This is a genomic window from Pseudomonas sp. B21-040 (assembly GCF_024748695.1).
In the GTDB taxonomy this organism is placed as follows: Bacteria; Pseudomonadota; Gammaproteobacteria; order Pseudomonadales; family Pseudomonadaceae; genus Aquipseudomonas.
On sequence record NZ_CP087176.1, the window covers coordinates 3,026,035 to 3,049,806 of the forward strand.

Genomic DNA, 23,772 nt, shown 5'->3' on the forward strand with positions numbered 1-23,772 from the left:
GTGACGAGGTGGCTATTCGATGGTCAGCGCACGGCGAAGGGCGTCTGGCTCGGTGAGTAGCTGATCCGTCGTAACCTCGAGGATATTGGCGAGCTTGCACAGGACCATCAGCGACGGATTGCCGGTGCATCGTTCGATTTGACTGACGTAGGTACGATCGACTTCGGCCATGAGCGCCAACTGCTCTTGGGTAAGGTTCTTTATGCGTCGCATCCAGCGGATGTTTTCCGCCAGCTGCAGACGAAGCTGTTCGTAGTCTTGAGTCATGCGCGCAAATTGCGCCTTGAGGGACTCTCAATCCACGGGATATAGTCTACATTGGTATTGATCTAGGCCATTTGACGCACATACCTGTTATCCAGCGTTCATTTGGTTTCGTTATGATTTCGAGGCTGGGACCAGCGTCTAACAATAAAATCAGAAATCTAGGGTGTGTATGGACGAAAACTACATTTCAATTCCTGCGGCGGATGGTTGCCCAAGTCTTTTGACCCCTTGGGGCAACGAATTTGCCTCGATGATCGAACGTGGCGTGCAATGCGCTCAGGTTTGGCTCGATACCCCCGGCGAGAGTCCACTGTGGTGGGAGCTGGCGCAAACACGCAAGACCTTTCCTGTCGGTGACTGCCAAGATGCTTTTGAAGCCGGATTTTTGTTGAGGATTCAGCAACGGCTTCGGGGTGTATTACCGTAACCATACGGCTCGTAGGCTGAACGCCCGCTTTCATCCAGCCTGACTGCATTGGTTCCGGCAATCGATGAATTTCGCCTCTAGCTGGCATGTTGTTGGTCGGCAGCAGATCTGGACGGGGATAGCACTTCCCCTATTTGGGCGCTGCGCCAAGAGCGGTACGTGATTCCAGTGCCGCGTGCTCCTGCTTCGCATGAAAATTCTCTAGGAGGTATGGTTCCAGACGCCATTCCTCTAGAATGGAGGTCTGAAAGAAGTAGCTTTGGCCTGTTACAAACAGACTTACGTAGCTAAGATTCTGATAAGTGCAGATCCTGCACGCTCTAAGAACGTGGAGCGCGATATGAAAGCCGACCAAGTGTTGAGTGATGATCTAGTGAGTCGACTGGAGGGTAAGATCCCAGCCATGGCTGAAGGCGCGATCAATACTGCCTATATCAACGCGCTTGCTGCCGGGCGCAGTGTGATGGAAGTCATGGACGGCATGCTTGTTGAGACAACTGCCGACGGTAAGCACAAGGTTATTCGAGTAGCCAAGCCCAAGCACAAAGTGACTCTGGGCGGCATCATTAAGGTGCGTCGCTGCTCATGACAGTCCCTCGGTTGAGGGTGTTTGCCGGTCCCAATGGCTCCGGTAAAAGTACGATGAAAAGTGCCGTCCCTTCCCACCTGATCGGTATCTACATCAACCCGGATGAAATCGAAAAGGCTGCCAAAGAGAGTGGGCGTTTAGAATTCAGTGATTTTCAATTAGAAGTTGAGGGTGATGATGTCCTCGGTTTCATTGGGAATCATCGGCTGGTGAGGTCTAGTAGGCTCGATGAGGAGGCGGCCAAAATAGGCTTCAGCAGTAACGGTCTGAACTTCCAGACGGTTGCGATGAACTCATATTTTGCTTCCGTGCTCTCTGACTTCATTCGGCACAAACTCCTCGAAGCCCAGCTGTCTTTCACCTTCGAAACGGTGATGTCTAGCGACGACAAAATCGCTTTTATGCTCAAGGCAAGAGCGTCGGGGTACCGAACCTATCTCTACTTTGTGGCCACTGAAGATCCTGATATTAATATCAACAGGGTCAAGAACCGTGTTGCGGCGGGTGGGCACCCAGTTCCCACGGAAAAAATTGTCCAGCGCTACGGTCGTTGCCTGAACCTATTGCCAGCGGCTATTGCAGCTTCGAACCGGGCCTACATTTTTGATAACTCCGGTGCTGACCTGGTGCTGCTCGCCGAAGTGACGGACGGGACTGACCTTGAATACAAGGTTGATGAGGTTCCTGACTGGTTCATGGATGCCTACGTGGAGAAGGTATTCAATGGCTAGCTAGTGGGTTAGCCGGAACCTAGGTTCACTCCGTCTCCATTCCTCGCGTCCTATCGATCCGTTCAGCTACCCGGTAAGCCGCCTCCAATTCCGAGCAGCCAGTGCTCTGCATCAATGTCCAGCGCTCGGCTTTTTCCTCTGGCTCCGTCATGGCCAGGGCGAGGTAAAGGCTGGGCGGCACGGCTCGAAACAGCGTTTCGAGCTTCTTCGACAGTACGACCCCCTCGGTGTATTTTCCTGGTTCCTTGCTGGCAGAGAGCAACAAGGCTTTCTGTGCTGGCGTGAGTTTCTTGAACCGTGCGATTTCTTCAATTTCCGCCGGTGGCATGTTCAAACAAATCCACCATTCGATCATGTTGAGCATGGTCTGCGCGGCCGTGGGGAAGTCGGCAAGGTTCTGTGTGGCGAGCCAGAACCAGGCACCGAGCTTGCGCCACATCTTCGTGCCCTTGACCACGAATGGCGCCAGCAGCGGGTTCTTGGTGATGATATGACCCTCGTCGGTGACCATGATGATCGGTCGGCCCAGGTACTGGTCGCGCTCGGCCAGGTTGTTCACGGTGTTCATCAGGCTGATGTAGCTAATGGACATCTGTGCCTCATAGCCTTCGCGAGCGTAAGTGGCCAGATCGACAATGGTCACATCGCTCTCAGGCCAAGGCGTCCCCTCGCGATCGAACAGTTCACCCTCGAAACCCTGGCAAAACAGGTCGATGGACTCGCCCATTTCCTGGGCACGCTCGCGACGCTTCTCCGGCAAGTGCGGGTCGGCGGCGACGCGCAGTAAGGCGTCGCGCACGTCTCGGGTCAGCACCTGACGACCCGCAGTGACGCAGGTCTGCGCCGCATCGAGAATGCACTCGCGAATCAGGCTGCGATCGGCTCGACTCAGGCGCGCCTCTTCCTTGGCCTCTCCGCCGGTGATCATCAGGCGAGCGGTGATTTCCAATTCGCCGAGAACATCGCGCTGGTCTTCGCGACTGGCTACCGCCTCATCGTCCAGCTCATCGATCGACAGACTCGCCACCTGATCCGGCTGCTCGACCAGGCGCCAGGCATCGGCGAACGGGGCGAGACTGACCGAGGCGCCAGGTTTCAATTGGACCTTGTTGACCGACAGGCCCTGTGTCGCGAAGTAGTCGCCCTGCAAACCGAATGAGTTGCCGGCCTCGACGATAAACAGGCGAGGGCGGTACACGGCCATGACCTGCATCAGTAGGGTGACCAGGGTGGCCGACTTGCCGGCACCGGTCGGACCGAACAACAGCAGATGACCGTTCATGGCCCGGTCCAGACGTGACAACGGATCAAAACTCAACGGCGAGCCGCCACGATTGAACAGGGTGATCCCCGGGTGGCCGGTGCCCGTGCTGCGGCCCCACACGGGAACCAGATTCGCCAGGTGCTGGGCGAACATCAGGCGGGTGTACCAGTTGCGCGTGTCGCAGGCCGGGTTGTACGCCATTGGCAACCAGCGCAGGTAGCTGTTGCAGGCGGCGACCTCGTCGCCTTCACGTACTGGTTGCAGCCCCGCACCCAGCAGCGCGCTGGCCAGGCTGACCGAGCGCTGGTGCAACTGCTGTTCATCGTGACCGCGCACGTAGAACGCCAGGGTGCCGCGGTACAGCTTGTGCTGGCGGCCGATGATCGCGCGAGCCTCTTCGACATCCTGGCGGGTCTGGGTCGAGGCCAGGTTTTCACCGATGGCTTTGCGCGCCAGGCGGTTCAACTGATCCTCAAGTACATCCTGCGGTTTGACCACCAAGGTCAGGCTCATCACCGTGCCTTCAGGCAACTGGTCGAACAGCGCATTGACTGCATCACCCTTATAGGTTTCTCCGGTGAGTTGACCAATCGACGGTGCCCGGCGCAGTTTGTCCACCACCATCACCCGGTGGGGCTGATCGTCGAAGAACCAGAGCCCGTGCTGCACATCCGAACGCGGTTCGTTGAAGAACAGCCGCTCGGCGAAGTCATGATCGAAGGGTAGTTCCACCGACTCACCGTCGCCCGATTCCGGATAAGCCACGCGGCGGTAGAACTCCTCGGGCGCTTCATCGGTGAGCCGGGGTGCCGGATTGAACCAGGACAGCAGCCAGGCATACAGACCTCGGCCATCGACTCGCGTCGATTGCACCCCGCACGCCTGCAACGAAGCCGCGATCCGTTCGCAAGCCTGTTGCAGGGATTGCACCGGGGTGAGTCCTGTCTCCTCAGCGTCAGACTCGAGCCAGCGATAGACCACCAGGCGCACCCGGCGGTTATTGCCACGCCAGGGCAGGCGCGTCACCACCTTATCTTCAAACAGACCACCGGGCTTGGCGATGGCCTTTAGATGACGGCGACTGAGCTCCAAATAGGCTTCGGTGAAGACGGTGCCTCGTGCTCTTTCTTGGATATAGTCGGTGAGCCGGGTCAGGTAGGGGATAAAGTCGTTGTCGTCCTGGCAGAAAAACTGCGCCACCCAAGGCGCTTGATCCAACTCATCAAAACTGTCCTGCAGGGCATCCTCAAGGGCATCGCGGGCCGCCATCAACCAATCGGGTTCGCGCCCTTCAGTGCCGATGGGCAGTAACTCGAACACCGCACCCACCGAGCGATTGTCATCCAGTAGAAAACACTGTTCGCTGTCGAGGTATTCGACCCACGGCAGGTGATCGGTGAAGCTGGGGTGGTGCGCGTACAGTGCGGCCTCATCAGCCAAGGTCGCGCGAGGGCGCAATGGGTGGCGCCAAGCTTTCCACGCAGGAGTACGGTTGCCCGAATCGCCGGTACGCACTACAAGTCTTCCTGACGTTCACCCGGCAATGCGTACTGCACCCGTTGGTAAAACGGAAAGACGGTCGAGTAACCCGGGACCGGTGCCTGCTCGGTACCACTCAAATGCGGATACACGTACAGCACCAGATCGGGATTGGGCAAGCGAGGGAACAGGTTGCGGATCTCGTTCGCCGCTGTGCGCGTGTACGGCTCCTGGAGATAAGCGGAGACATCTGCCTGAGCCAGCGGGCGGCGTAGTTGCTGTCGAGCCTCCAGCAGTTGCTGCTGAGTGCCTTGCGAACCGGCGCCGTTCCAGATGTCCAGCATGGTTTGCTCGCCATGAGGTAGAAGCGTGTCCTTGTCGGTGGAGCACCCCGCCAGTATCCAGCAGAGCAAACTAATCCAGGTCAGGCAGAGAAGCTTGATCTTTTTCATGGCGAACGCTCCGGCCCTTGGGCTCGTAGTCGATGGTGATCTCATGGTCGAGGTGCAGTGCGACTTGGGCGGCCGGTGGCACGTACACGGCGGCAAAGGCCTCGCCATACAGTTTGTTGACCCACTCGCGGATGTCGCTGACCCCACCGCTGAGAATTGAATTCAGCGCGCTATTGCCACTGCTGCTGGTGACTCCAAGCGTACTGCCGCCCGAACTGATCACGCTGCTGTTGTTCTGCTCATCACCGAGCAAGGCGGCGACACCCGCGCCAGCCGCGGTGATCAGACTTTGGCTTCCAAGGTACTGCTGGGCGTTCGAGCGGCGCTCGCCGGCGATGCAAGGAATGCCATACGGATCGGACAGGTAACCGAGTCCACCGCGGATCTTGTCGGTGTTTGAGCTCTGGGTGGTGGAGGCAGTGCGGCTGGCTACCGCCTTCGGCTGAGGCACCGTGCGGATGGTGCCATCGGTAAACACAAAGGTGATCGACTCGACCTGTCCGCGTACGCAAGACAGGGTCCAGTCACCGGACGCCGTACCGCTCATCACCGCGCCCTCGACGTCCGGCAGGTCGATGCCGTTGGCAGTCAGGTTCTCCGGACCGACCAGCACCTTGAAGGGATAGGGGTCATTCACGGTGCCGTCCACCGGGACTCGGCCGATCAGCGCGGTCATGGCGACCGAGCCCATCAGCGTGGCGTTTTCGGGGATCGTGTAGACCGGCTTCGCGCCTTCGGTACGCTCAACGGATCGCGTCAAGTCGCGCTCACCCTGGGTGGCAGCTCGTAGCTGTTTCTGGCTGCGATCAATCGCGTTCTCGTTCAAGTCTTCCAGTGAGTGGAAGGCGGTAGGCAGGCTCAGTGCGGAGGAAGTCGTGGTTTTGCCTCGGGCGTCGGTGGACGGAGCATCCGAGGGTTCAATCCACTGCAGCGCATCCTTGGTAGAGTGTCGCCCTTCGAACTGAGCGCCTTCGCCGGGCTCAAGCCCCAATCCGATCGGCATGTCCTTGCCGTTGCCAGCCAGCCCCGACAACTGGTTCTGCAATTGCGTCAGCAGGCCGCGAGCCTGACGACTGTCTTGTTCCGCTTTGAGTCGGGCCTCGTTGGCTTGGCGGCGGCCTTCGTCGACCTGCTGGGTCACACTGCCAAGCGCCGTCTGGATACGCGAATCGACACTGTTTTCCCGCTCGCGTAGGCGGTTGTTTTCCGTCTGCAGTGAGTCATTGTGTTTCTTCAAACCGAGCATGTCGCTGCGCATGGCCTTCACCTGGCCGACCAGGGTGGCGACCGTGTCGCGTGGGGTATCGCCCGCAATGCCGAGCGACTTGGCTTGCTCGGCGGATAATTGAATTTTGCCCTGATCAACTCGGTGCTCTGGAGAAGGTGTGCTGCCACCCGGGACCCAGGTTTTCAGGATGATCAGCACCACGCCCAGCAGCGCAGCCGGTACCAGCCATTTGAGCAAGGCGTTAGCTTTCATCGTCAGCACCTCGCGCAACGGGCGGGAGCAGCAGCGCGTGTTCGAGGCCGGCACCGCGAGTGACGAGGTAGGCGATCGTGGTGTCTTCAGCACTGCCGACCGGTCCGAGGAAAGTATGCTGGAAGGCCGCGGCGAACAGCTTGGCCTGAAGCCGACGCGGATCGAGTTGCACCGTCGCTGGACCACGGTTGCGCAACTTCACCGCCGTCACCCAGTAATCACCGAGTCGCCAGGCGGCGATGGGCGTGCTGGACACGTTTTCGGTCGGCAGCAGGGTCGGCAGTTCGCTGCGCAGCTTGAGCGGTACGCGACGTACGCCGGGTAGGGACTCTACGGTGCGTAGCGGCGCGTACAGGCTTTGCGCGGCGTAGCGCGTCAAAGCGACCGGGATCGGCGTACGTTCTGAAGCAGGGGCGGTGCTAGATTCTGCCTCGGCAGCCTGCACCGGAGCATGCTTGAGAATACGCACAGGCTCCAGCGGTTGATCGCCGGGCGTGGTCGCGATATCCAGCAGGATGATCTCACCCGTCGCGACCGATTGCAGTTGCAGTCGGGTCGGGGCAATGGCTTCCGACGCGCGCAGGTACAGCGTGCCGCCGGTGGATTGCACGCGCAGCTTGCCCGTCAAGGTTGAGGGCACGCCGACGCGAACAGCCTCATCGACAAAGACCACCCGCTCCTGATTGATCACCAGCGGGACCGCGAGGGGGAGGCGTTCCCAATGCATCAGCTCGACGGCCTGTGCCGCGACTCCCCACAGCGTTAGTGCGACGGTGAGTCCCAGGGTCGACATCCGCTTCATGGTTCACCTCCAGGCAGGAAGATTTTTTGCGGAGTGCCCTGGTAGCAGTCCAGCGCCAGCCCCCACTTGTTGCGCTCGGGATCCAGGTCAAAACGCACCACGCGCAATGGATAGCGCACCACCACCCGTTTTACCGGTTCGGCGGCGTAATACTCATCGGCGTTGAGGTCGAGCTTGACCAGCCAGCTGTCGCGGTCGAGTTGCTTGACCCTGAGTTCCGGATCTTCGCTGTAGCCGCGGCCCAGAATTTCGTAGACGCCACGCACCCGCTGGCGCAACTCGCCGGCGGCCTTGCGGTACTCGTAGTCACCGTCGAGGAAGGCCTTGCAGGCGGGTGTCAGGTAGGACTGCAAGCCATAGATGGCGCGGCGATAGTCCTGCTCGCCATCCGAGGGCCAGCGGTTGAGCTGACCAAAGATGTACAAGGCAAAGGCATACACATTCTCTGAGGGGATATCCCACCACTTGCGCGTGCTGCCCGAGCGCAGATCCGGGGGGACATGCACGGTCAGATCGGTCGGCGCCGAGCGCCAGCCAAACCAGAGCCCGGCGCAGACTAGGGCAAGGATCATTACCGCCAGACGCAGGCTAAAGATATGGGCCTGTTGGGCGTCCACCTTGTTCCGAAAGCGACTCATGGTTGCCACCGAGACAGGGCAGGACGCAGCCGACGTGAACGGCGGACCGTCCAGGCGCCTGAGTGGAGGATCAGACTGCCGCGACCCAGGCGCCAACGGCTGGCCAGTACCCATTCGAGTTTGCGGTACAACCAGGTCTCGGGGCGAGCCCGTTTGGTCCGGCGCAGTAGCGTGCCACCGGCCAATAACACCACCGTCATGCCTGCGATCATGCCAGTCGGCGCTATGGCCATGGAGGCGGTGGCAATCGCTAGAGGAACGCCCAGCAGTAGGCCAATGACGGCGCCGGTGCCGAGTGCTACCCACATCTCATCATTGGTCAACCCTCGCAATACGGCGGGATCACGATTGAGTCGCTCTGGGAGAAAGACCAAGGTGCCGTCAGCCAGGCGTTCGATAGTGTCTTTCATGTCGACCTCACAGAATCGCGGCAGCTTTGGTCAAAAACCAGATAATAATCACCACCAACAGGGCGCCGATACCGACCACAGCGCCGAGATCCTTCCAGGTCTTGCGCTGATTCTGTACGTCGGCATAGACGGTCAGCGAGTGCCAAGCCACGCCGAGAAAAGCGAGCAGGGCGATCAGCAAACCGAGCAGGATGCCGCCGTCATAGGCGTAGTTTTTGATTGTTTCGATCAACCCAGATCCTTCGCCACGCGAAGGGGCTTCCATGGTGGGGAGTTCGGCAAAAGCCAGGCTTGGACCGAGCACCAGCAGCAGACCGATCAAGCGCTGGCTGGCACGATCACGCAGGTTGTTTTTCAGGGGGGCAAGGCACTTGAGCATGACGGCGATCTCCTGGTTAGGACAGGGTGAAGAAGATTAGGACGATTAGGGCGAGCAAGACGCGCGCAGCGCTGCCACCGAAGGCGCCGAAGCGCACGCTGCCGACCGCCCAACTTCGGTAAGCCGTCCACATCACCCAGGCGCACCAAAGCAAAGCCAGAACGAGAACCAGGGATAGCCAGAGCGTTGAACTACTCTGCGGTGCGAAGCCGGAGGCGTTTTGGAATGCTGCGATCTGAGCGTCAGTCATGCTCATGGCGAGGACTCCGGGGGCAGCGTGTCGAGGCGGTAATCACCGACCAATTCAGCGGGATCGCGGGGTTGAGCACGGGAAGGGAACAGGTAGCCCTGCACTCCGTGACGGATGCGCTTAATGTCCTGGATCAGTCGGGGATAGTCGAAGCGATAGCGTTCGTTTTGTTCAGTCGTATTGGCTAACTCAGTTTGCGTCGCAAGGCGTTCGATATTGTCGAGCTGCTGCTGAACCATGCTGAGCCGTATCTGCTCATCCGCTGATGCGGCATAGCCGCTGCCATGAGCGATGGCCAGTGAAAGGAGTAAAAAGCAACGAAAGACGGTAGTCGACATGATGCTGGTCCATGTGGAGGTGGAGCCAGCATCAAGTTAGCGGTTGAGTTACTCAGTATTAAACGCGAGATGGGATGTATCGCTTTTTTGGAGGCGAGCGGGAAAAATTTACCCACGCATACGCCAGCAATCGATTGGGTGAAAAAGAGAGCCCAGTCTAACAATCCTTCCCCATTAATAATGTGTTGCTTATAAGGCAATGAGTGGATTTACTTCTACTTGAAGGGCGTATGGGTGACGAAGAGTCAATCATCGCTTAGCATGGGGGCGTTCACTTCTAATTTTCCTAACCTGAAGGAAGTTTCACATGTCTCGTTTGGCTGAATTTCGCAAGCTTGAACAACAACTGGCCGAACAGCTCGCAGAGCTCGAGTCGATGAAAAGTGACTCCGGTCTGAAAAAAGAAATGGAATTTGAGAGCAAACTACGTGCGTTGCTTGGCGAGTACGGCTTCAGCTTGAAGAACATCATTGGCATCCTGGATCCAGAAGCTGGTCGTCGTACCTCGACACCAATAGCTGCCCCCGTAAGGGCAGTCCGTAAGGCTCGCGAAGTGAAGATTTACAAGAACCCAAACTCTGGTGAGGTGATCGAAACCAAGGGAGGAAATCATCGACAACTGAAAGAGTGGGAAGTCGAGTTTGGCGCAGACGTTGTTGACTCGTGGCGTACTCAGTAAGATCGGTTTGATGATCAGGGGCCTGTAAGGGCCCTTTTTTATTGGTGAGAATTATAAGTCAAGAGTGCAAGTCTTGACCCAGTCCTGCACCAGTTTAATTGGTGGTTAGATTCTTGATATTCCCCCAAATCTTGGAAGCCTACATTTTTATCTGATGCTCTAATCCATAGTGGGAGTCGAGGACGACCTCTAGCAGCTTTATTTGCATTCGTATGGTGTGTCAGTTTTCGGTCGCTAGATAACTATCCTGGCATCGGGACATGTAAAGAAAAAACTGGTTTTTCCGAATCAGAGATACTTCTTGAATGTCGTTGCCGTGATTGCCGTAATGATGCCGAGCATCACAGCACAAGGGAAAAACACAGCCATAGGATTGAACGAAAAGGGTAGGGACAAGTAGATAACCCAGGGCACGATCAGCAGTGGTATCACGGCTCGTTTAGCTCGATGGTAGACAAAGCTACTTTCTCGCCCTGCGCCAAATTTACGTAGGTCCCGGCGCATCAGTCCATCAACAAATCCAGTGAACATGGCCAGCAGAAACAGGGGGATGGCCAGGACCAGAATGGTTAGGCGCACCACGAAGGTAAAGGTCACATACACAGCCGCCAGCACGAAATCCTCAATGGTTACGTAGAACTGGTTGATCCACTCCCAGAAGCCGTCGCCCTGGCTCGCCACCCGCGCCTGCTGGGCAAAATCTGCAAAGCCGGTCTTGACCAACAACCACTGATTGAGAAAATCCAGTACCTGGATGATCGTTTGCCCAGGCTGCTGGAGGATGAGTGAAGATTTGAAGTGTTCGCTAAGCCAGTCCAGTTCATTGGTCAGCATGGCCTGGCTGTGCCGCCAGCCCTGATCGCCCCAGAACAGCAGTAGGCCTGCAAACTCGATCAGGATCGAGAACAGCAACGAGGCGATCAGTACACCGATAATGCGTAAAACCAAGCCAATCGCCGAGACGATTAATCCTGGGCGCTGGATCGGTTGTGGCGGCGTGTTATGTGTGGAAGTCGCCATCGTTCACTCCATTGCGCGCCGCAGAGTTGATGCCGTCACGGCGCTTTCCGAAGGTGTGCTTGCTGAATTTAAACCTAAGTCAGGGTTACCCCACCTGTTCTAAATCGAAGTCAATTGTTGGCCCACCACCGCTTGCGCTCCACCATTGCCCCGCCTGCTCGTTGTAAACCGCCCGCATCCGTTGAGTGAGCTCCTGTAGATCCTTGGGCATGGCGTCGTCGTTGGAGGGTTTGGGCAACGGCATGCGGACTTTCCAGAGCTGCCCACCGGTCTGGAAGGAAAACATTTGCCCCTTGGGCAAGCTGACGATGTGAGCAGGCTCGATCAGCGGCACGTTGGTACTGCTGACGCGGTCCTGTGAGGACGAAGTGAAATCCGTGTTGGATTCTGGATCGGAGGTGTCGATCGCACCTGACACCAGGGTCTTGGTCAGCACGTTGACCTTGGGCAACTGCTGGGTAAGCAGTTCAGCGGTGGCGGTTTCGCGCACCCGCAGCATCTGCAGGGTGTTGAAGTTGCCGATCACCTGGCCGGCCTTGGCGCGATTACCGATTCGCGCCTCGATATCGCTGAGGGTCTGGGTGTAGGCGGTTACCTGGATACCGGCACCGCCGCCCTTATTGATCAGCGGGATGAATTCATCACCCATCAACTCGTTGAATTCATCGGCGTGCAGGTTGATCGGCAACTTGTCACTGTTGTTACCCGATTGGGGCAGGCCATGGTCGATGCCGTGTTTGTAGATGTGTCCGGCGACCGAGACCAAGTCGGCGAACATGGAGTTGCCCACAGCGGCGGCCACCTCGGCGTCGGTCAGCGCATCCAGACCGACGTAGACGATGCCGCGTTTTCGGATGATCTGCATCCAGTCGAAGATTGGCCGCGGGTCATCTAAATCGGTGTAGTTGGGGGCCAGTAACTGGGCGGTCTTGCCGGTGGTGAGTTTTTCCAGCAGCGGCAGTAGTGAGGCAACGATTTTGTCGAAGTAAGTACGGTCATATCGTACCGCCGAACGCAGTCCATCCAGCACCGGATCAAATACCCGCTTCACCGCCAGGTACTGCTCAATGGCCACCACACGCTTTTCGCGCCCGATCATATGCCGGGGGATGTTCTTCTCGGTGAGCTTGCCTTCAAGCTGAACGATCACCTCCCACGCCTTCGGGTCGGTCTTGGCGAAAAACTGCTGGGCGTACTCGATGAACAGTGCGTCGATGTTGACCACATGCCGTTGGATCTGCAGGTAGTCCGGACGCCGGCCTAACTCGATCAGGGCACGGGCGATGATGTTGACGAAACGCCAGGCAAACTCGCGAAAGGCCGCGGAGTTACCTTCGCCGCTGAGCTGCCCGGCGATGCGTGACGCCACTTCCGAGATACGCCCGAAGCGTCCCACGGCGTTGTAACGAGCGGAGATCTCTGGCCAGCCTAGATGGAACACATAGAGCTCCTTTTCCCGACCGGCCCGCTTGGCTTCAACGTACATCCGTTTGAGCAAGTCGGCATCGCCCTTCGGATCGAAGACGATGACCACCTCATGTTCGATGCGATGAATGTCCTGGGTGATGTACACCTCGGCGAGTCGCGTCTTGCCGACACGGGTCGTGCCCAACACCAGGGTGTGTCCGACCCGTTCGCCCAGCGGCAGACTAACTTCCGTTTCGTCGGGCTCGACCCCATGCAGCAATGGTGAGCCGCCTACCGGGGGCAAAGGGCGCAGCGGATTGAAGGCGCTGTCCCAAGCCGTGACACGGGCCAGTGTCGAGAACGGAAACAGTGCATGTTCCAGGCGACGTTCGAGTCCACGGGCCAGGCGGTAACGGGTCGGTTGGTCGACATAGTGAGCGACAGCCGGATCCTGGGCCTCGACCAAGCGCTGGGTGTGCAGACGGGTCCAGCGAAAGCCGCGGCCCATGAACAGACGTTTGCGGCTGACCGGAATCTGCCGGCTGGTCAGTTCGTAGCGGGGCAGCCGGCGGATATTGCGCCGATAGCGCAGCACCTCCCAGGCTTGTCGCAGGCGGATCAGGCCGAACAGGGCATAGGCCAGTGCCGCTATCAGGCCGATCTCGGGTGACAGCGCCACCGCCCAGGGCGAGTACACGCACAACACCGCGGCGGCGATGCAGATTGCTACGGTGTACAGCTCCACCGCTGGCCGGAGCTTGGACTCCATCGCATGCTCGGCCATGATCTGGACTCACTGTTCCAGTGAGGTGGCGGTGATCAAGACGGGGTAGTGCTCAATCTGCAGGCGGGTGGCGATGTCGTTGCCGTTGACCGGCAGGATGGTGATGCCCTGAGCGGCTGCACGAATCCGGGACAGGGCTTCAGTATCGGCCACTTCGACGGCGAGGCCAGCCGCGCCTATTTCCTGCAGTTCAGCCGCACGGTGACGCAACCAAGCCAGTGATTGGGGATCGTCACCGACCAGGAAAAATGGCTGCAATCCCGGCATGCTCAGGGCGCGGGACGTGATCGGGCCGGGGCTCAAGTGAGAGCTGCGGACGGGCAGTATCCAGGCTTCATCGGCAAACGTGGACAGGTCCGCATGCATGGCCCGATCAGGTTGGGGCTTGTTGTTTATGGGCGGTCTGGAAACTTGATAATGGGGCCGGGTGAAGTCGCTAGGCTGCCCCCCAGCTATGGTTAGTTCCGGCTGGGCGAAAGGTGCCAAGAGCAGGAGGAAATAGCAGGTAAGGGATCTGCGCTTCATGGCGATGTGCCCTGTTCGAAGGAAACCAGCAACCGTTCGAGTTGCCGAGAAAAACCTGCGCGGTAACGCGCGGCGGGCGCTCCTCCGGCCGGGCGGTGATAGCGTCCGGCAGTTGACACCCAATCACCGGTGGCGGCGTGATGCTCCTGCAACAGCGCGGCGGTGACGGCGAGATTTCGGTAGGGATCGAGGGCTTCGCAGGGACTGGAAAAACGTTGCCCGTGGTAACCCAGGTTGGTTTGTCCAAGACCGACATCGACCCGCTTGGCGTCATGCCGGGCGAGCGCCTGAAGCAAGGCGTGACAGGCGGCCTGGCGAGTGGCGAAGCGGTAGGGTATTCCGGCGATGTTCAGGGTCCAGGGCCAGGGCAGCAATTGACCACGGACGCGGATACCGCTCTCCTGCAGGGCAATCGCGAACAGCACCGTAGAAGGGATGTCGGCGTCATGCGCCGCCAGTTGGTAGGCAGGCGGCGGAAGTTCGTCCGCCTGGACGGCGAGTACCGTCAGCAGGAGCGCTATACCGCTTAGTCGAGGCGTTGCCATTGTCCATTCACCTGCTGGAACGTGACGGGTAATGGCCCCGGGGCCCCCAGGCTGAACCAGCGTCCACGGTCATGGTTAAGGGTGATCTGCCGGCGTTGCACCTTGGCCGGATCGATGTCTGCTTGCCGAGCCCAGCTACGCACGCGTTCATCCTCGCCTTGGCTGCCCACCAGGTAGACATCGAACGCCGTATCACTGCTTTGCAGACGCTGCGCTTCGGCAGTGCACGCCGGGCAGTGGTCCTCCACAAACAGGGCTTGGCGCAACGCGACCGCAGAGTTGGTAGGGGCCGGGGATGCCTTGCCCTGGATCGGCAGCAACCCGGGAAACAGCTTGGCCCAGGCCGCGGTGTAAGCGTTTTGATAGGCCAACTCTCGCTGGGCGCGTTTGGCTTCAAGCGCTACCTGTAATTGGGCATAGCGCTGGCGCTCTTGGTCGGTTTCGGCCTCGACTCCGAGTGCGGTCAACGGGTCGAGGTTCGGGCTCCAGAAACCGCGCGGGCCGGCTTGGATCTGTTCGAAGCGCGTCCACTCCTGCTCCGTTAGACCCCAGCTTGCAGCCTGTTCAGAATGAGAGCGCCCCAGGGGAGAAGACAGCGTGTCCTGGATCCGTGAGTGTGTCGCGACAGGGTTGCCAATCGCAGCGCCCGTGGTAAGTAGAGAAACGAGACAGACGACGGCGGGCAGTAGCGCTCTGTTCATGATCGCTTCTCAAGGGAGGTGCACGGTTTGGTCTGGCTGAGCGGCCACTGTGAAGATGGCTGAGTTCGGTTCCAGCACTTTCAGGTGCCAAGTTCCGAGCTGCTCGCCGATATGCAGCAGCCGAACATCCATGAGCGAGCGACTGTCATGAGGAGCGACCGCCAGAAAGCGCTCACCACCGCGGGACTCGACACTCAACACTGAAAACGGCGGCGAGAGCGGGACGGGTTTGGGGTGAGCGGTCTGTTTCGGCTTGGCCGTGGAAGACGTCGATGGTGGAGTTGATGGCTGGGTCTTGAGCTCCAGGAGCTGTTGCTCGACTTGCTCAAGGCGCGTGCGTAGCGCTGTCATGTCCGCTGCGGTGGCGCGGGCTGTCAGACCGTCGCGCAGTTCCTGTATTTCTTGCGCCCATTGATCCAGCATGGGATCGAGGGTATTGGCCTGTTGCTCACCAGTATCGACCATCTGCTTCAGGTCTTTCAGCGCGTACTGCAGTTTCTCCTGTGCATCCTTGAGGGCGTTTGAACCACGTTGCAGGGTGTCCAGGGTTTGTTGGTATTGCGTGTTCATGTTCTGCAGTTCGGCCACGCGCTGATACTGGTTATACAAACCGCCGCTCAGCCCAGCGAACGCTAGGCAAAGTAAGCCGACAATGAGGGTTTGAAACGTTGAGGCTTTCATGGACGCGCCTCCAACTGAAGGGGCGAGACGGGTGTGATCAGCGCGACGCCGGCATCCGTTTTCTGCTGTTCGAAGCAGACCGAACGGCTGACTTCATCGGTCGTGAGTTGCCAGGCGGGGCCAGCCAGCACTTGCAGCGCGCGGCGCAAAGAGATCGGGCCGAGCCGGTAATGGGCCGCGGGCAGGGGGCGAGTAAAGAGCACCCTTACGGACGCGGAAACTGGACAGAGCGAATAGCCCGAGCGCTGCAATACGTGCTGCAACGCCTCCTGCACCGAAGGGCTCAGGCTGGACGGGATACTCACTTCAATGATTTGCGCCAGAAGATCGCGTTGTTCCGTGGTGGGCTCGGTGCTGACCAGCGTATAGCGGCCATAGCGGAGTTCTGCCGGATGATCCGTCGAGAACTGGGTCCGATTGGAACTACTGTCGATGTCTGGATCGGTCGGCAATGTATTGTGGACATGCGCGGTGCAGGCACTCAACAAACCCAGCAAGCAGACAGGCGTGAAAAAACGCTCCATGGAAAAACCTCATGTCAGATTCAGTGCAGAACCTGACATGAGGTGAAGGAGCGATTCAGCGAGAAAGTTGATTCAAGACGTGTCGTGTAAAAGCAGAACAGAACACGTTGCTACTCATAAAAAATCGCGAGCCCATCCAAAACGGCAGCGTCGGGGTCGAAAATTAACAATCGGACATCCGCCAATGCCGCGAGGTACAGCACTTCGACCAAGGCTTCCGGCGTGCCGGCGTCGAGTTGCTCTTGTTTGAGGCTTGAATAAGGCTGGCCCTCAATGTTCTGTAAGTTGTCGTCCGTCCATGGCGTGCCGATTAGTTTGCAACCGATGCCGCCGCAGTCTGGCAACGTGAACAGCTCGAACAAGAGGCCGGTTTGCCTCGGAGCCGAGTGACTGACCCACGCCTCCAGACACAGCATCGCTTCATCGGGAAGGTGTGCGGTACTGATCTCCCAGGCTCGACTGTAGTGTCCCGTTTCGAAGTTCAAGCGATGGACCATGGCTTGGGCTTCTTCCAGGGAGTACAGGTCGCCGACGTGATGCCGCTCGCTGAGCACTTCGCCCATCACGGCGTAGATCACTTGGCGCACCAGGCCGGTGGATTGGCAGCGGTCATCCAACCCCTCCGAAATGGATTGGCCTTCGCTGATCAAGGCGAAATCGTCATTGAACAGACAGGGGAACAGCTGCAGCTCATCGTCGGGCAGATGGGCTTGTGAGTCGTGTACGGGTCGAAAGCAGGGAGGGCAGTCGTCTTCGTAGGTGATCTGCAGCAGCCGTTCGATATGAAGGTTGTCGTAGCCGCCAGCAAATGGGTTTGAAGCTGCCAGCAGGGTTGGGGCTTGGGGTGTGGGGCATGAGAGTTCTCCTGGATGAAAATGAACAAGGCGCCCGAAGACGCCTGTGAGGGTTAAAGCCAGCCATATTCGGCAAGGGAGAGAGGACGACCTTCACCCACGATGAAGTGATCCAGTAGGCGCACTTCGATCAAGGCCAAGGCCTCCTTCAGCCGTGCGGTCAAGACGCGATCCGCCTGGCTGGGTTCCGTACAACCTGAGGGGTGGTTGTGAACAAAAATGGCGGCCGCAGCGTTATGCGCGAGGGAGCGCTTAACGACTTGGCGGGGGTAAACGCTGGCGCCATCAATGCTGCCGTGAAAGAGGACTTCGAACGCCAGCACCCGGTGCTGGGCATCGAGAAAGATCACACCGAAGACTTCATGCTCCTGTTGTACAAGGTGCAGTTTTAGGTATGAGGCCACGGTGTCAGGTGATGTCAGGTTGGGGCCGCGAGTGAACAGCCGACGATCCAGAATATGCAGCGCGTCGTCGATCAGCTGGTTTTCTTGGACGATACGATCAGCCTCGAAATCCGAGGTTTCAATCAGTGTGAGTTGGATGCTCATGGTGGTACCTCCGAAGGGAACAATCAGGGGTACACGCCCGAGGGGAGTGGTGTCCCCGAGGTGGATAGAGTGTCGCGGGCGATAGCCGATGGCGCGCTGTTTACAGCCGAGTGAATCGATGGCGTTGACCGTGTAGGGGTGAACCACAGCCGTCGCAGGGCGATGAGGAGAAGGCTCTTATTCCCCGGCCGGTTTCGGGATCGAAGTCGGCACTGATGGGCATCAACCGCACCAGCCCACGTTGTATCGCGGTAATGCGTTGTTCTACCTCATCATCCGAGTGGTACAGCGATAACATGCCGTAGTCCTCGTACGCAGCCGCGAACAGGCAGTCGTCGCAAAGCCAGAAGGATTCCATGTCGGTTCTCCTGTGCGGATTGAAGAAAAGGCGCTCGGGGGAGCGCCTTGATGAGGAACATCGTGGACTGTTCAGGCGGACTGAACGGTACGGGTGGCATCACGGCGAGCCGTGCGGGGAGTGGACTGAGTGTCAGCTTCGATCCGAGAATCTGTCGGAGTTTCACTCTCCCAAGCTTCGGCATCAGCCGATGGTGGGGATGACACACTGGTGGGCGCTTGCTCAGCAGGTGCTGTTGCTTCCTGCTTGGCGGGCGCTTTGTACTCGAATGTGCCGTCGACCTTGATCCAGTCGATGAACAGCAAACGACCTTTCAGACTGGCGCCTGGTTGACCTTGTTTATCGCCTTTCTCGTAGAGAAACGGATCGATCCACAGGTCGCCAATACGGAACGACAGCAAGACCTTTTTCTCGGCCTTGACGGCGTCCATATAAAGACGAATCAAGCGTTCAGCTTCACCCCCCGCGACTTTGCAGTCGAAGCGGGTGTACTCCACCGCATCGGTGGCGCCGTGCAGGGCTGCGATATCGCAGGCCATGAATGGCTGGCCGCGGCGGACTTGGACTTCACGAACACGGTTAAGGTAGCCGATACCGACGGTGTGCAGATTGAAGTAAGTGGTCGCTTCTTGGGATTGGTTGGCGTGGGCCATGGTGGTTCTCCTGTTTCAAGGGAAAACGGTGGCGCACAGACCCTGACGGGGAAGTGAGCCCCCGTCAGGGTGGGTAAGGTGAAGGCGAGCGATGAACGACTCTCCACCGGCAAGCCGATGACGAGCAGAACGATGCGTCTGGGGGAGTAGCGGTGCAGCAGAGGAACGTCTGCGGTAGTGATCCGCAGGCAAGGGTAGTGAGCATTCATCACCGCTGAAGCGATAATCGCGCGAGCTTCCGAACGCTGATCGCACTTGGGTAAACCACCACGAACGTGGCGTAGCCTTGAAGGTTCTGGCTACCTGGGCTGGGCTGTCAACGACAGCGAACCACGCCCTTTGTATAAGCCCCTCACAGGGGAGCGTCAAGACGCTGCAACCCGATTTTTTATGGCCGGAACACAGTAGTAGTCACTGGACTGAAAAAGTGAAGAGTGGGCCTGGTGGGGGTGCCAGGCGAGGAACAGAAAAGCCACCTTTGGCGGTCTTACGCAGCCGACAAGCTCCTCGCAAAACTTGGTTTAACTGCGCCATGATTCGCCAACCGACCCTTGTCATGGCCTGGGTCGGAACATGCTGGCACGCATCCGCGCACAAAGGGTGCCCAGTGTTTCCCCGATGGGCTCCGGGACTGAATATGATCGCCGAAGCGGATGACCGCTGTTGTCTGGCAAAGGCAACAGTGGTCATCCGCCACCGTGATCAGGTTGAGCACAAAGCGGGAATGTAATTCCGCAGAAGAGAAGGCTCCGAACTCTAAGAGTTCGACCGAGCTACCCGGAGCGAATCGGTCTTGGGTCGCCGTTGGCGATGATCCTGAGGCACTACAGCAGAGAGGATGGGACGACGTCAAGGCGATGTGCGCGGCCTAAAAGATCGACCAATATTCCTGCTGATATCCATTGCGACTTCATGGGCATGACGTATCTTTTCTGATCGGCACAGTGCCCTTGCAGTCCGGGTAGTGGGTGCATGACCAGAACGGCCCTGATTTTCCCTTTCGTCTGAGCATTGAGGCGCTACAAATGGGGCAAGCCGGTCCGGCTTCGACCAGTAACGCCAAGGTGAGCGCTCGGCAGTGTTCGACCAATTGCGCAATCCAGTTCGCCTGCTTGGCGACGAAGGCATCCAGGGTCAGGCGTCCCACTTCGATTTCATCCAGGGCCTGCTCCCAGATCGCGGTCATGCCCGGATCCGCGATGGCCGCGGGTACCGCCTCAATCAGGGTATGAGCCGCGGCGGAGGCCATCAAGGCGCGTTTTTTCTTCAGCAAATAGCCGCGATCGATCAAGCCCTTGATGATGCCGGCGCGCGTGGCTTCGGTGCCGATGCCGGTGGTGTCCCGAAGCTTCTGTTTCAGACGCGGGTCGTTGACCAGTTTGGCCACGTTTTTCATCGCCTTGATCAGATCGCCCTCGGTCAGCGGTTTGGGAGCTATGGTGCGCATGGACTTGAGTTCGACGTCGTTTACTGCGCACTGCGTACCCTGTTGCAAGACGGGTAAGACTTGGAATTTTTGACTGGACTCATCCTCCTCGGTGTTGTCGTAGAGCAAGCCTTTCCAGCCTTGGACCAGGATCTGTTTGCCAACCGCGGTCAATCGTTCTTTGCCACACTCCAGTTCGACCTGGGTTCGATCAAATTCATGGTGCGGCAGAAATTGCGCGAGGTAGTGGCTGCGGATCAATTCGTAGACTTGGCGTTGTTGTTCGGACATCCGAGCTAGGTTCGCCGGTTCAGTGGTGGGGATGATGCCGTGGTGTGCGGTGACCTTGGCGTCGTTCCATGCTCGTGAGCGCAATGATCGATCGAGTCTTCCGAATGTGGGCTGCAGCGCCGGATCCGTTTTGAGCAGGGCATCGAATACCGCGGGTACTTCGTTGAACATACTCTCTGGCAAGTAGCGGCAATCGCTGCGCGGGTAGGTGGTGGCTTTGTGGGTTTCATAAAGGGCTTGGGCGATGTTCAGGACTTCCTGAACGCCAAGCCCCAGCTTGCGCGAGCAGACTTCTTGCAGTGTGCTCAGGTCGAAGGGCAGGGGCGGAGCTTCGCGAAAATGCTCCGTCTGCAGCGAGAGGACTGTGGCGGTCTTGCTGCAAGAGATCGCTTGGACCGTTTGACGGGCGAGCGCCTGTTGCAGGCAACGACCGGCTTCATCTTGTCCTGAGCTTGGTGGTTGCCACGACGCGATGAATGATTGCCCCATTGAGGACAGGTGCACATCCACTTCCCAATAGGGCACCGAGACGAAGCTGGCAATCGCACGATCCCGATCGACCACCAGACGTAAAGTGGGTGTCTGGACGCGTCCGACTGACAATACACCGTCGTAACCCACCCGCCGACCGAGGAGAGTAAACAAACGACTCAGGTTCATGCCGATCAGCCAGTCGGCGCGGCTGCGGGCGAGGGCTGAGTGATAGAGCGGTAAGGTCTCCTGACCAGACTTCAGCGAGGACAATGCTTTCCGAATCGACGCCTCGTTGAGTGCGGACAACCAGAGGCGCTGAACGGGGCCTTGATACTGGCAATGCACCAGTAACTCGCGGGCAATCATTTCACCTTCGCGATCGGCGTCGGTCGCGATAACGACGGTGGTGGCTTCGCTAAGCAGGCGCTTGATGACGTTGAACTGTGCCGCGGTCTTGGGTTTGACCTCGACCTGCCAACGCGCGGGAATGATCGGTAGCTGATCCAATGACCAGTTCTTGTACTGCATGCCATAGGCTTCGGGCGGGGCAGTCTCCAGCAGGTGGCCGATGCACCAGGTGACGGTTGTCTGTGTGCCGATCAGGCAACCCTCACCACGTCGAGTGGCGCCGAGCACCTTGGCGATGTCCCGACCCTGGGACGGTTTCTCGCAGAGGAAGAGGCGCATAGAGCTGCTCCGAATTGAGTTCGGAGCAGTGTGGTTGGAAACAGCAGTGGCGAGATATGAGAAACCTGAATGGCAGGTTCCTCACATTAGATGGTGAGGGCAGGCTTGAATGGGCCGAGGCGGCTACCCGTTTGTAGTGTGGACGACAGGTGGGTCTTCACGAGCAGCGAGTAACGACAGGCCAGCCACTTCGCGCAGAGGCGCAATTTTTATGCCTGAAGTCTGTCAGTCCGACGGTGGTAGCCCTCTGCGTTTTTTGGGTTTCGACGCAGGTGAACCAGCCTGCTCTGTAGGTTGCCCGGCGTGTGTCGCAGATGCCGCCGGCTCATTGGAGCGTTCCCGCATAACCACGCTGTGTAGCCGGTGAGGCAGGATGCCGACTCGACGGGCCTCGATCTTGAACGTCACTCGCGCATTGTCTTCGCTGTCCTCCCATTCATCGCGCACGGTGCGGCCTTCGACCAGCACGCGCATGCCTTTCTGGTACAGCGTGCTCCAGTGTTCAGCCTCGCGGTGCCAGAGCTCAACCGGCGCCCAATAGCCGCCTCGATCCTCATAGCCGCTCTCGCGTGGCACCGGGTTGTCGAAGTACACATTCAGCCGTAGCAAACGCCGTGGCTCGTCATTGCCTGATGGAAATTCCTGGAACTCTGGCGCACAGCCGATATTGCCTTCGCCGACGAAAAAAGTGCTCATCCTGATACCTCTGCTGCAGTTGTGAACTGGCGCAGCAGCCGTTCGGCACTGGCCATTTTGATCGCACAGGTTGTGGCCTGGCGGTAGAGCGAGTGCACCACGCTCATCTGCAGGTTCAGTGCAATGCGCTCGCCTTCGAAACGGTGCAACCCCTCTCGCACGACCTGCGGCAGAGCTTGGTTACCGACCTGGCGTTCCCAGACCGCAACCCCCATACGGGCGAAATCACGGGTGCGCCAACGCAAAAAGGTGCTACCCGCGCTGGTGTTTTGCAGCACCAATCGAATATCCAGCAGTGAGTAAGGGGGCTGTCCGGCTTGCTGCACCACAGCCTCCATCAGATGACATAACTGCGCCTCGATTTCCCTCGCCACCTGCGCCAGGTGCTCCAACTCCCCCTTACCCTTAAAAGGTTTTAAAAGGCCTTTTAGGGAGGCGGTGTGTTCGAGCTGTCGATAGGCATCCGGTGTCAACGTTTCGAAGGGCATCGGCTGAGCCGAAGTCAGGGGATTCATGCTTCGTCCTCCGGCTCATCCACCGTTGCAGATAGCTCTCCTGCCTCCTCTGCCAGCGCGTCAGCGTCATCCACTGCCACCGCACCATGACGAATGATCGGTGGCGCGAACTGGGAGCGGCGATGCCCCTCAAGGATGTCCATCGGAGGTAACCCAAATTTCTCAACGGCCGCCAGGGCGCGGGCATTGTTTGCCGCCATGTCATCGCGCGTGACGCCAGCATGCCGATAGCGCTGTGCCTGGCCGAACAGGCTGCGCAACAGATGGGCACCGTCGTCGATCCAGGCTTCCATGTCGACGCGGCCAATCAGGGCTGTGTGATGGGCCAATAGGGTCCGGCGCACCAGGGTGTCGTAGTCGGTCAGCAGGTAGACCGCCAGAAAGCCCAGCTGGCTGCTGATGAACAACGGCAAGGTGACAGGGTGGATGTTGAGGTTGTCGCCCATGTCGATCTGTGTCGGCAGCTCCTGTGTGATCCGATCCAGCTGTTGGGTCAGTTCCAGCATTCCAGCCTTGGCTTGCATCAGTTTTTCTTCGAGCTGCACGATGGCCCAGTCGGCATAGGGATCGTCCTGGGCCGCAGTTTGTTTGATCAGGTTGGTGACACTGATGTAACCGGCCATGCCCATGATCGAGTGGACGCCTTCGCGTGCGGTTCGACCTTGCCAGATACGGGCGGCATGGTGAGTGTGCAGGGTCAAGGTGATGCTGCTGCGCAATGACCCCAGGTTGAGTTGGTAGTGATCGGCCACGGTGTTGTCCTCGCATCGGCTTGGACGGGGACATTGCGACAGATGAGGGTCAAGGGCAGCCAAAAAGCTGAATGCGCTCTGTTCGGTTTGGTTTAAGAGGGTTAATTTCGGAGACGTTCGTGAGTGATGCGGGCGATGGCCATATC

Annotated in this window: 29 protein-coding genes; 4 read left to right on the forward strand and 25 right to left on the reverse strand. The window is 58.7% G+C overall.

What is annotated here, in order from left to right:
* Positions 1–12 precede the first annotated feature (12 nt).
* A complete protein-coding gene (locus tag LOY55_RS14075) occupies positions 13–267 on the reverse strand; it encodes a helix-turn-helix domain-containing protein (protein ID WP_258668114.1) in 255 nt (84 codons plus the stop codon).
* A 169-nt stretch (positions 268–436) separates the two neighbouring features.
* On the opposite strand from LOY55_RS14075, the gene LOY55_RS14080 reads away from it, so the two are divergent.
* The 3 genes from LOY55_RS14080 to LOY55_RS14090 all read left to right on the forward strand — a co-directional run bounded on the left by LOY55_RS14080 (position 437) and on the right by LOY55_RS14090 (position 2,014).
* Positions 437–694, forward strand: coding sequence for a LasR-specific antiactivator QslA (locus LOY55_RS14080; RefSeq protein ID WP_258668115.1), 258 nt, complete (start codon positions 437–439; stop codon positions 692–694).
* Between the two features lie 340 nt (positions 695–1,034).
* Positions 1,035–1,283, forward strand: coding sequence for a hypothetical protein (locus tag LOY55_RS14085; RefSeq protein ID WP_159285461.1), 249 nt, complete (start codon positions 1,035–1,037; stop codon positions 1,281–1,283).
* The gene (locus tag LOY55_RS14090; RefSeq protein WP_258668116.1) at positions 1,280–2,014 is read left to right on the forward strand and encodes a zeta toxin family protein; all 735 of its coding nucleotides are present in this window, start codon (positions 1,280–1,282) and stop codon (positions 2,012–2,014) included. The genes LOY55_RS14085 and LOY55_RS14090 overlap by 4 nt, the downstream gene beginning before the upstream one ends.
* A gap of 25 nt (positions 2,015–2,039) precedes the next feature.
* Here the strand turns inward: LOY55_RS14090 and LOY55_RS14095 are convergent, their stop codons facing one another.
* From LOY55_RS14095 to LOY55_RS14135, 9 genes are read right to left on the reverse strand one after another with little or no spacing between them, the layout of a single operon-like run.
* Positions 2,040–4,793: a conjugative transfer ATPase gene (locus LOY55_RS14095; protein WP_258668117.1), complete on the reverse strand. Its 2,754-nt coding sequence runs from the start codon at positions 4,791–4,793 to the stop codon at positions 2,040–2,042.
* Positions 4,793–5,209 carry a TIGR03751 family conjugal transfer lipoprotein gene (locus LOY55_RS14100; RefSeq protein WP_258668118.1) on the reverse strand — a complete coding sequence of 139 codons (417 nt, stop codon included), beginning with the start codon at positions 5,207–5,209 and terminating at the stop codon, positions 4,793–4,795. Before LOY55_RS14100 ends, LOY55_RS14095 begins: the two co-directional genes overlap by 1 nt.
* On the reverse strand, positions 5,172–6,689 hold the full coding sequence (locus LOY55_RS14105) for a TIGR03752 family integrating conjugative element protein (protein WP_258668119.1): 1,518 nt from the start codon (positions 6,687–6,689) through the stop codon (positions 5,172–5,174). The genes LOY55_RS14100 and LOY55_RS14105 overlap by 38 nt, the downstream gene beginning before the upstream one ends.
* The gene (locus tag LOY55_RS14110) at positions 6,679–7,491 is read right to left on the reverse strand and encodes a TIGR03749 family integrating conjugative element protein (RefSeq protein WP_258668120.1); all 813 of its coding nucleotides are present in this window, start codon (positions 7,489–7,491) and stop codon (positions 6,679–6,681) included. The genes LOY55_RS14105 and LOY55_RS14110 overlap by 11 nt, the downstream gene beginning before the upstream one ends.
* Positions 7,488–8,129 (reverse strand): PFL_4703 family integrating conjugative element protein, encoded by a 642-nt coding sequence (locus LOY55_RS14115; RefSeq protein WP_258668121.1) that lies wholly within the window; start codon positions 8,127–8,129, stop codon positions 7,488–7,490. Before LOY55_RS14115 ends, LOY55_RS14110 begins: the two co-directional genes overlap by 4 nt.
* The gene (locus LOY55_RS14120; RefSeq protein ID WP_258668122.1) at positions 8,126–8,539 is read right to left on the reverse strand and encodes a TIGR03750 family conjugal transfer protein; all 414 of its coding nucleotides are present in this window, start codon (positions 8,537–8,539) and stop codon (positions 8,126–8,128) included. The genes LOY55_RS14115 and LOY55_RS14120 overlap by 4 nt, the downstream gene beginning before the upstream one ends.
* 7 nt (positions 8,540–8,546) lie before the next feature.
* Positions 8,547–8,918 carry a TIGR03745 family integrating conjugative element membrane protein gene (locus tag LOY55_RS14125; RefSeq protein WP_060738069.1) on the reverse strand — a complete coding sequence of 124 codons (372 nt, stop codon included), beginning with the start codon at positions 8,916–8,918 and terminating at the stop codon, positions 8,547–8,549.
* Positions 8,919–8,934: 16 nt separating this feature from the next.
* Positions 8,935–9,174 (reverse strand): TIGR03758 family integrating conjugative element protein, encoded by a 240-nt coding sequence (locus tag LOY55_RS14130; RefSeq protein ID WP_258668124.1) that lies wholly within the window; start codon positions 9,172–9,174, stop codon positions 8,935–8,937.
* Complete coding sequence (locus LOY55_RS14135; protein WP_258668125.1) at positions 9,171–9,506, reverse strand: RAQPRD family integrative conjugative element protein; 336 nt, start codon at positions 9,504–9,506, stop codon at positions 9,171–9,173. The genes LOY55_RS14130 and LOY55_RS14135 overlap by 4 nt, the downstream gene beginning before the upstream one ends.
* Positions 9,507–9,813: 307 nt before the next feature.
* Here LOY55_RS14135 and LOY55_RS14140 point away from each other — a divergent pair, with 307 nt between their 5' ends.
* Positions 9,814–10,185 carry a histone-like nucleoid-structuring protein, MvaT/MvaU family gene (locus LOY55_RS14140; protein ID WP_258668126.1) on the forward strand — a complete coding sequence of 124 codons (372 nt, stop codon included), beginning with the start codon at positions 9,814–9,816 and terminating at the stop codon, positions 10,183–10,185.
* Positions 10,186–10,473: 288 nt separating this feature from the next.
* On the opposite strand, the gene LOY55_RS14145 is transcribed toward LOY55_RS14140, so the two are convergent.
* From LOY55_RS14145 to LOY55_RS14215, 15 genes are all read right to left on the reverse strand, one after another.
* Positions 10,474–11,205, reverse strand: coding sequence for a TIGR03747 family integrating conjugative element membrane protein (locus tag LOY55_RS14145; protein ID WP_258668128.1), 732 nt, complete (start codon positions 11,203–11,205; stop codon positions 10,474–10,476).
* An 85-nt stretch (positions 11,206–11,290) separates the two neighbouring features.
* On the reverse strand, positions 11,291–13,396 hold the full coding sequence (gene traD / locus LOY55_RS14150; RefSeq protein ID WP_258668129.1) for a type IV conjugative transfer system coupling protein TraD: 2,106 nt from the start codon (positions 13,394–13,396) through the stop codon (positions 11,291–11,293).
* Between the two features lie 9 nt (positions 13,397–13,405).
* Positions 13,406–13,921 carry an integrating conjugative element protein gene (locus tag LOY55_RS14155; protein ID WP_258668130.1) on the reverse strand — a complete coding sequence of 172 codons (516 nt, stop codon included), beginning with the start codon at positions 13,919–13,921 and terminating at the stop codon, positions 13,406–13,408.
* Entirely contained in the window at positions 13,918–14,466 is a 549-nt protein-coding gene (locus tag LOY55_RS14160; protein ID WP_258668131.1) for a lytic transglycosylase, read from the reverse strand. The genes LOY55_RS14155 and LOY55_RS14160 overlap by 4 nt, the downstream gene beginning before the upstream one ends.
* A complete protein-coding gene (locus LOY55_RS14165; RefSeq protein WP_258668132.1) occupies positions 14,448–15,167 on the reverse strand; it encodes a TIGR03759 family integrating conjugative element protein in 720 nt (239 codons plus the stop codon). The genes LOY55_RS14160 and LOY55_RS14165 overlap by 19 nt, the downstream gene beginning before the upstream one ends.
* A 9-nt stretch (positions 15,168–15,176) precedes the next feature.
* Entirely contained in the window at positions 15,177–15,848 is a 672-nt protein-coding gene (locus tag LOY55_RS14170) for a chemotaxis protein (RefSeq protein ID WP_258668133.1), read from the reverse strand.
* The gene (locus tag LOY55_RS14175) at positions 15,845–16,372 is read right to left on the reverse strand and encodes a PilL N-terminal domain-containing protein (RefSeq protein WP_258668135.1); all 528 of its coding nucleotides are present in this window, start codon (positions 16,370–16,372) and stop codon (positions 15,845–15,847) included. Before LOY55_RS14175 ends, LOY55_RS14170 begins: the two co-directional genes overlap by 4 nt.
* 110 nt (positions 16,373–16,482) lie before the next feature.
* Positions 16,483–17,202, reverse strand: coding sequence for an ABC transporter substrate-binding protein (locus tag LOY55_RS14180; protein WP_258668323.1), 720 nt, complete (start codon positions 17,200–17,202; stop codon positions 16,483–16,485).
* A gap of 77 nt (positions 17,203–17,279) precedes the next feature.
* Entirely contained in the window at positions 17,280–17,774 is a 495-nt protein-coding gene (gene radC / locus LOY55_RS14185; RefSeq protein ID WP_258668136.1) for a RadC family protein, read from the reverse strand.
* Positions 17,775–17,874: 100 nt separating this feature from the next.
* The gene (locus LOY55_RS14190; protein ID WP_258668137.1) at positions 17,875–18,132 is read right to left on the reverse strand and encodes a hypothetical protein; all 258 of its coding nucleotides are present in this window, start codon (positions 18,130–18,132) and stop codon (positions 17,875–17,877) included.
* 71 nt (positions 18,133–18,203) lie between these two features.
* Positions 18,204–18,785, reverse strand: coding sequence for an STY4534 family ICE replication protein (locus LOY55_RS14195; RefSeq protein ID WP_258668138.1), 582 nt, complete (start codon positions 18,783–18,785; stop codon positions 18,204–18,206).
* 910 nt (positions 18,786–19,695) lie between these two features.
* Positions 19,696–21,663, reverse strand: a complete 1,968-nt coding sequence (locus LOY55_RS14200; protein ID WP_258668139.1) for a DNA topoisomerase III — start codon at positions 21,661–21,663, stop codon at positions 19,696–19,698.
* A 225-nt stretch (positions 21,664–21,888) separates the two neighbouring features.
* Complete coding sequence (locus tag LOY55_RS14205; RefSeq protein ID WP_258668140.1) at positions 21,889–22,359, reverse strand: single-stranded DNA-binding protein; 471 nt, start codon at positions 22,357–22,359, stop codon at positions 21,889–21,891.
* A complete protein-coding gene (locus tag LOY55_RS14210) occupies positions 22,356–22,874 on the reverse strand; it encodes a DUF3158 family protein (RefSeq protein WP_258668141.1) in 519 nt (172 codons plus the stop codon). Before LOY55_RS14210 ends, LOY55_RS14205 begins: the two co-directional genes overlap by 4 nt.
* Positions 22,871–23,626, reverse strand: coding sequence for a PFL_4669 family integrating conjugative element protein (locus LOY55_RS14215; RefSeq protein ID WP_258668142.1), 756 nt, complete (start codon positions 23,624–23,626; stop codon positions 22,871–22,873). The genes LOY55_RS14210 and LOY55_RS14215 overlap by 4 nt, the downstream gene beginning before the upstream one ends.
* Positions 23,627–23,772: the final 146 nt, after the last annotated feature.

Excerpts from the sequence above, each read along its gene's own strand:
- LOY55_RS14165 (WP_258668132.1), bottom strand. The coding sequence starts at position 15,167 with ATGAACAGAGCGCTACTGCCCGCCGTCGTCTGTCTCGTTTCTCTACTT.
- LOY55_RS14200 (WP_258668139.1), bottom strand. The coding sequence starts at position 21,663 with ATGCGCCTCTTCCTCTGCGAGAAACCGTCCCAGGGTCGGGACATCGCC.
- LOY55_RS14130 (WP_258668124.1), bottom strand. The coding sequence starts at position 9,174 with ATGAGCATGACTGACGCTCAGATCGCAGCATTCCAAAACGCCTCCGGC.
- LOY55_RS14120 (WP_258668122.1), bottom strand. The coding sequence starts at position 8,539 with ATGAAAGACACTATCGAACGCCTGGCTGACGGCACCTTGGTCTTTCTC.
- LOY55_RS14135 (WP_258668125.1), bottom strand. The coding sequence starts at position 9,506 with ATGTCGACTACCGTCTTTCGTTGCTTTTTACTCCTTTCACTGGCCATC.
- LOY55_RS14160 (WP_258668131.1), bottom strand. The coding sequence starts at position 14,466 with ATGGCAACGCCTCGACTAAGCGGTATAGCGCTCCTGCTGACGGTACTC.
- LOY55_RS14105 (WP_258668119.1), bottom strand. The coding sequence starts at position 6,689 with ATGAAAGCTAACGCCTTGCTCAAATGGCTGGTACCGGCTGCGCTGCTG.
- LOY55_RS14210 (WP_258668141.1), bottom strand. The coding sequence starts at position 22,874 with ATGAATCCCCTGACTTCGGCTCAGCCGATGCCCTTCGAAACGTTGACA.
- LOY55_RS14100 (WP_258668118.1), bottom strand. The coding sequence starts at position 5,209 with ATGAAAAAGATCAAGCTTCTCTGCCTGACCTGGATTAGTTTGCTCTGC.
- LOY55_RS14090 (WP_258668116.1), top strand. The coding sequence starts at position 1,280 with ATGACAGTCCCTCGGTTGAGGGTGTTTGCCGGTCCCAATGGCTCCGGT.
- LOY55_RS14075 (WP_258668114.1), bottom strand. The coding sequence starts at position 267 with ATGACTCAAGACTACGAACAGCTTCGTCTGCAGCTGGCGGAAAACATC.
- LOY55_RS14140 (WP_258668126.1), top strand. The coding sequence starts at position 9,814 with ATGTCTCGTTTGGCTGAATTTCGCAAGCTTGAACAACAACTGGCCGAA.
- traD (WP_258668129.1), bottom strand. The coding sequence starts at position 13,396 with ATGGCCGAGCATGCGATGGAGTCCAAGCTCCGGCCAGCGGTGGAGCTG.
- LOY55_RS14115 (WP_258668121.1), bottom strand. The coding sequence starts at position 8,129 with ATGAGTCGCTTTCGGAACAAGGTGGACGCCCAACAGGCCCATATCTTT.
- LOY55_RS14125 (WP_060738069.1), bottom strand. The coding sequence starts at position 8,918 with ATGCTCAAGTGCCTTGCCCCCCTGAAAAACAACCTGCGTGATCGTGCC.
- LOY55_RS14155 (WP_258668130.1), bottom strand. The coding sequence starts at position 13,921 with ATGAAGCGCAGATCCCTTACCTGCTATTTCCTCCTGCTCTTGGCACCT.
- LOY55_RS14175 (WP_258668135.1), bottom strand. The coding sequence starts at position 16,372 with ATGGAGCGTTTTTTCACGCCTGTCTGCTTGCTGGGTTTGTTGAGTGCC.
- LOY55_RS14205 (WP_258668140.1), bottom strand. The coding sequence starts at position 22,359 with ATGAGCACTTTTTTCGTCGGCGAAGGCAATATCGGCTGTGCGCCAGAG.
- radC (WP_258668136.1), bottom strand. The coding sequence starts at position 17,774 with ATGAGCATCCAACTCACACTGATTGAAACCTCGGATTTCGAGGCTGAT.
- LOY55_RS14190 (WP_258668137.1), bottom strand. The coding sequence starts at position 18,132 with ATGGAATCCTTCTGGCTTTGCGACGACTGCCTGTTCGCGGCTGCGTAC.
- LOY55_RS14170 (WP_258668133.1), bottom strand. The coding sequence starts at position 15,848 with ATGAAAGCCTCAACGTTTCAAACCCTCATTGTCGGCTTACTTTGCCTA.
- LOY55_RS14110 (WP_258668120.1), bottom strand. The coding sequence starts at position 7,491 with ATGAAGCGGATGTCGACCCTGGGACTCACCGTCGCACTAACGCTGTGG.
- LOY55_RS14145 (WP_258668128.1), bottom strand. The coding sequence starts at position 11,205 with ATGGCGACTTCCACACATAACACGCCGCCACAACCGATCCAGCGCCCA.
- LOY55_RS14080 (WP_258668115.1), top strand. The coding sequence starts at position 437 with ATGGACGAAAACTACATTTCAATTCCTGCGGCGGATGGTTGCCCAAGT.
- LOY55_RS14085 (WP_159285461.1), top strand. The coding sequence starts at position 1,035 with ATGAAAGCCGACCAAGTGTTGAGTGATGATCTAGTGAGTCGACTGGAG.
- LOY55_RS14195 (WP_258668138.1), bottom strand. The coding sequence starts at position 18,785 with ATGGCCCACGCCAACCAATCCCAAGAAGCGACCACTTACTTCAATCTG.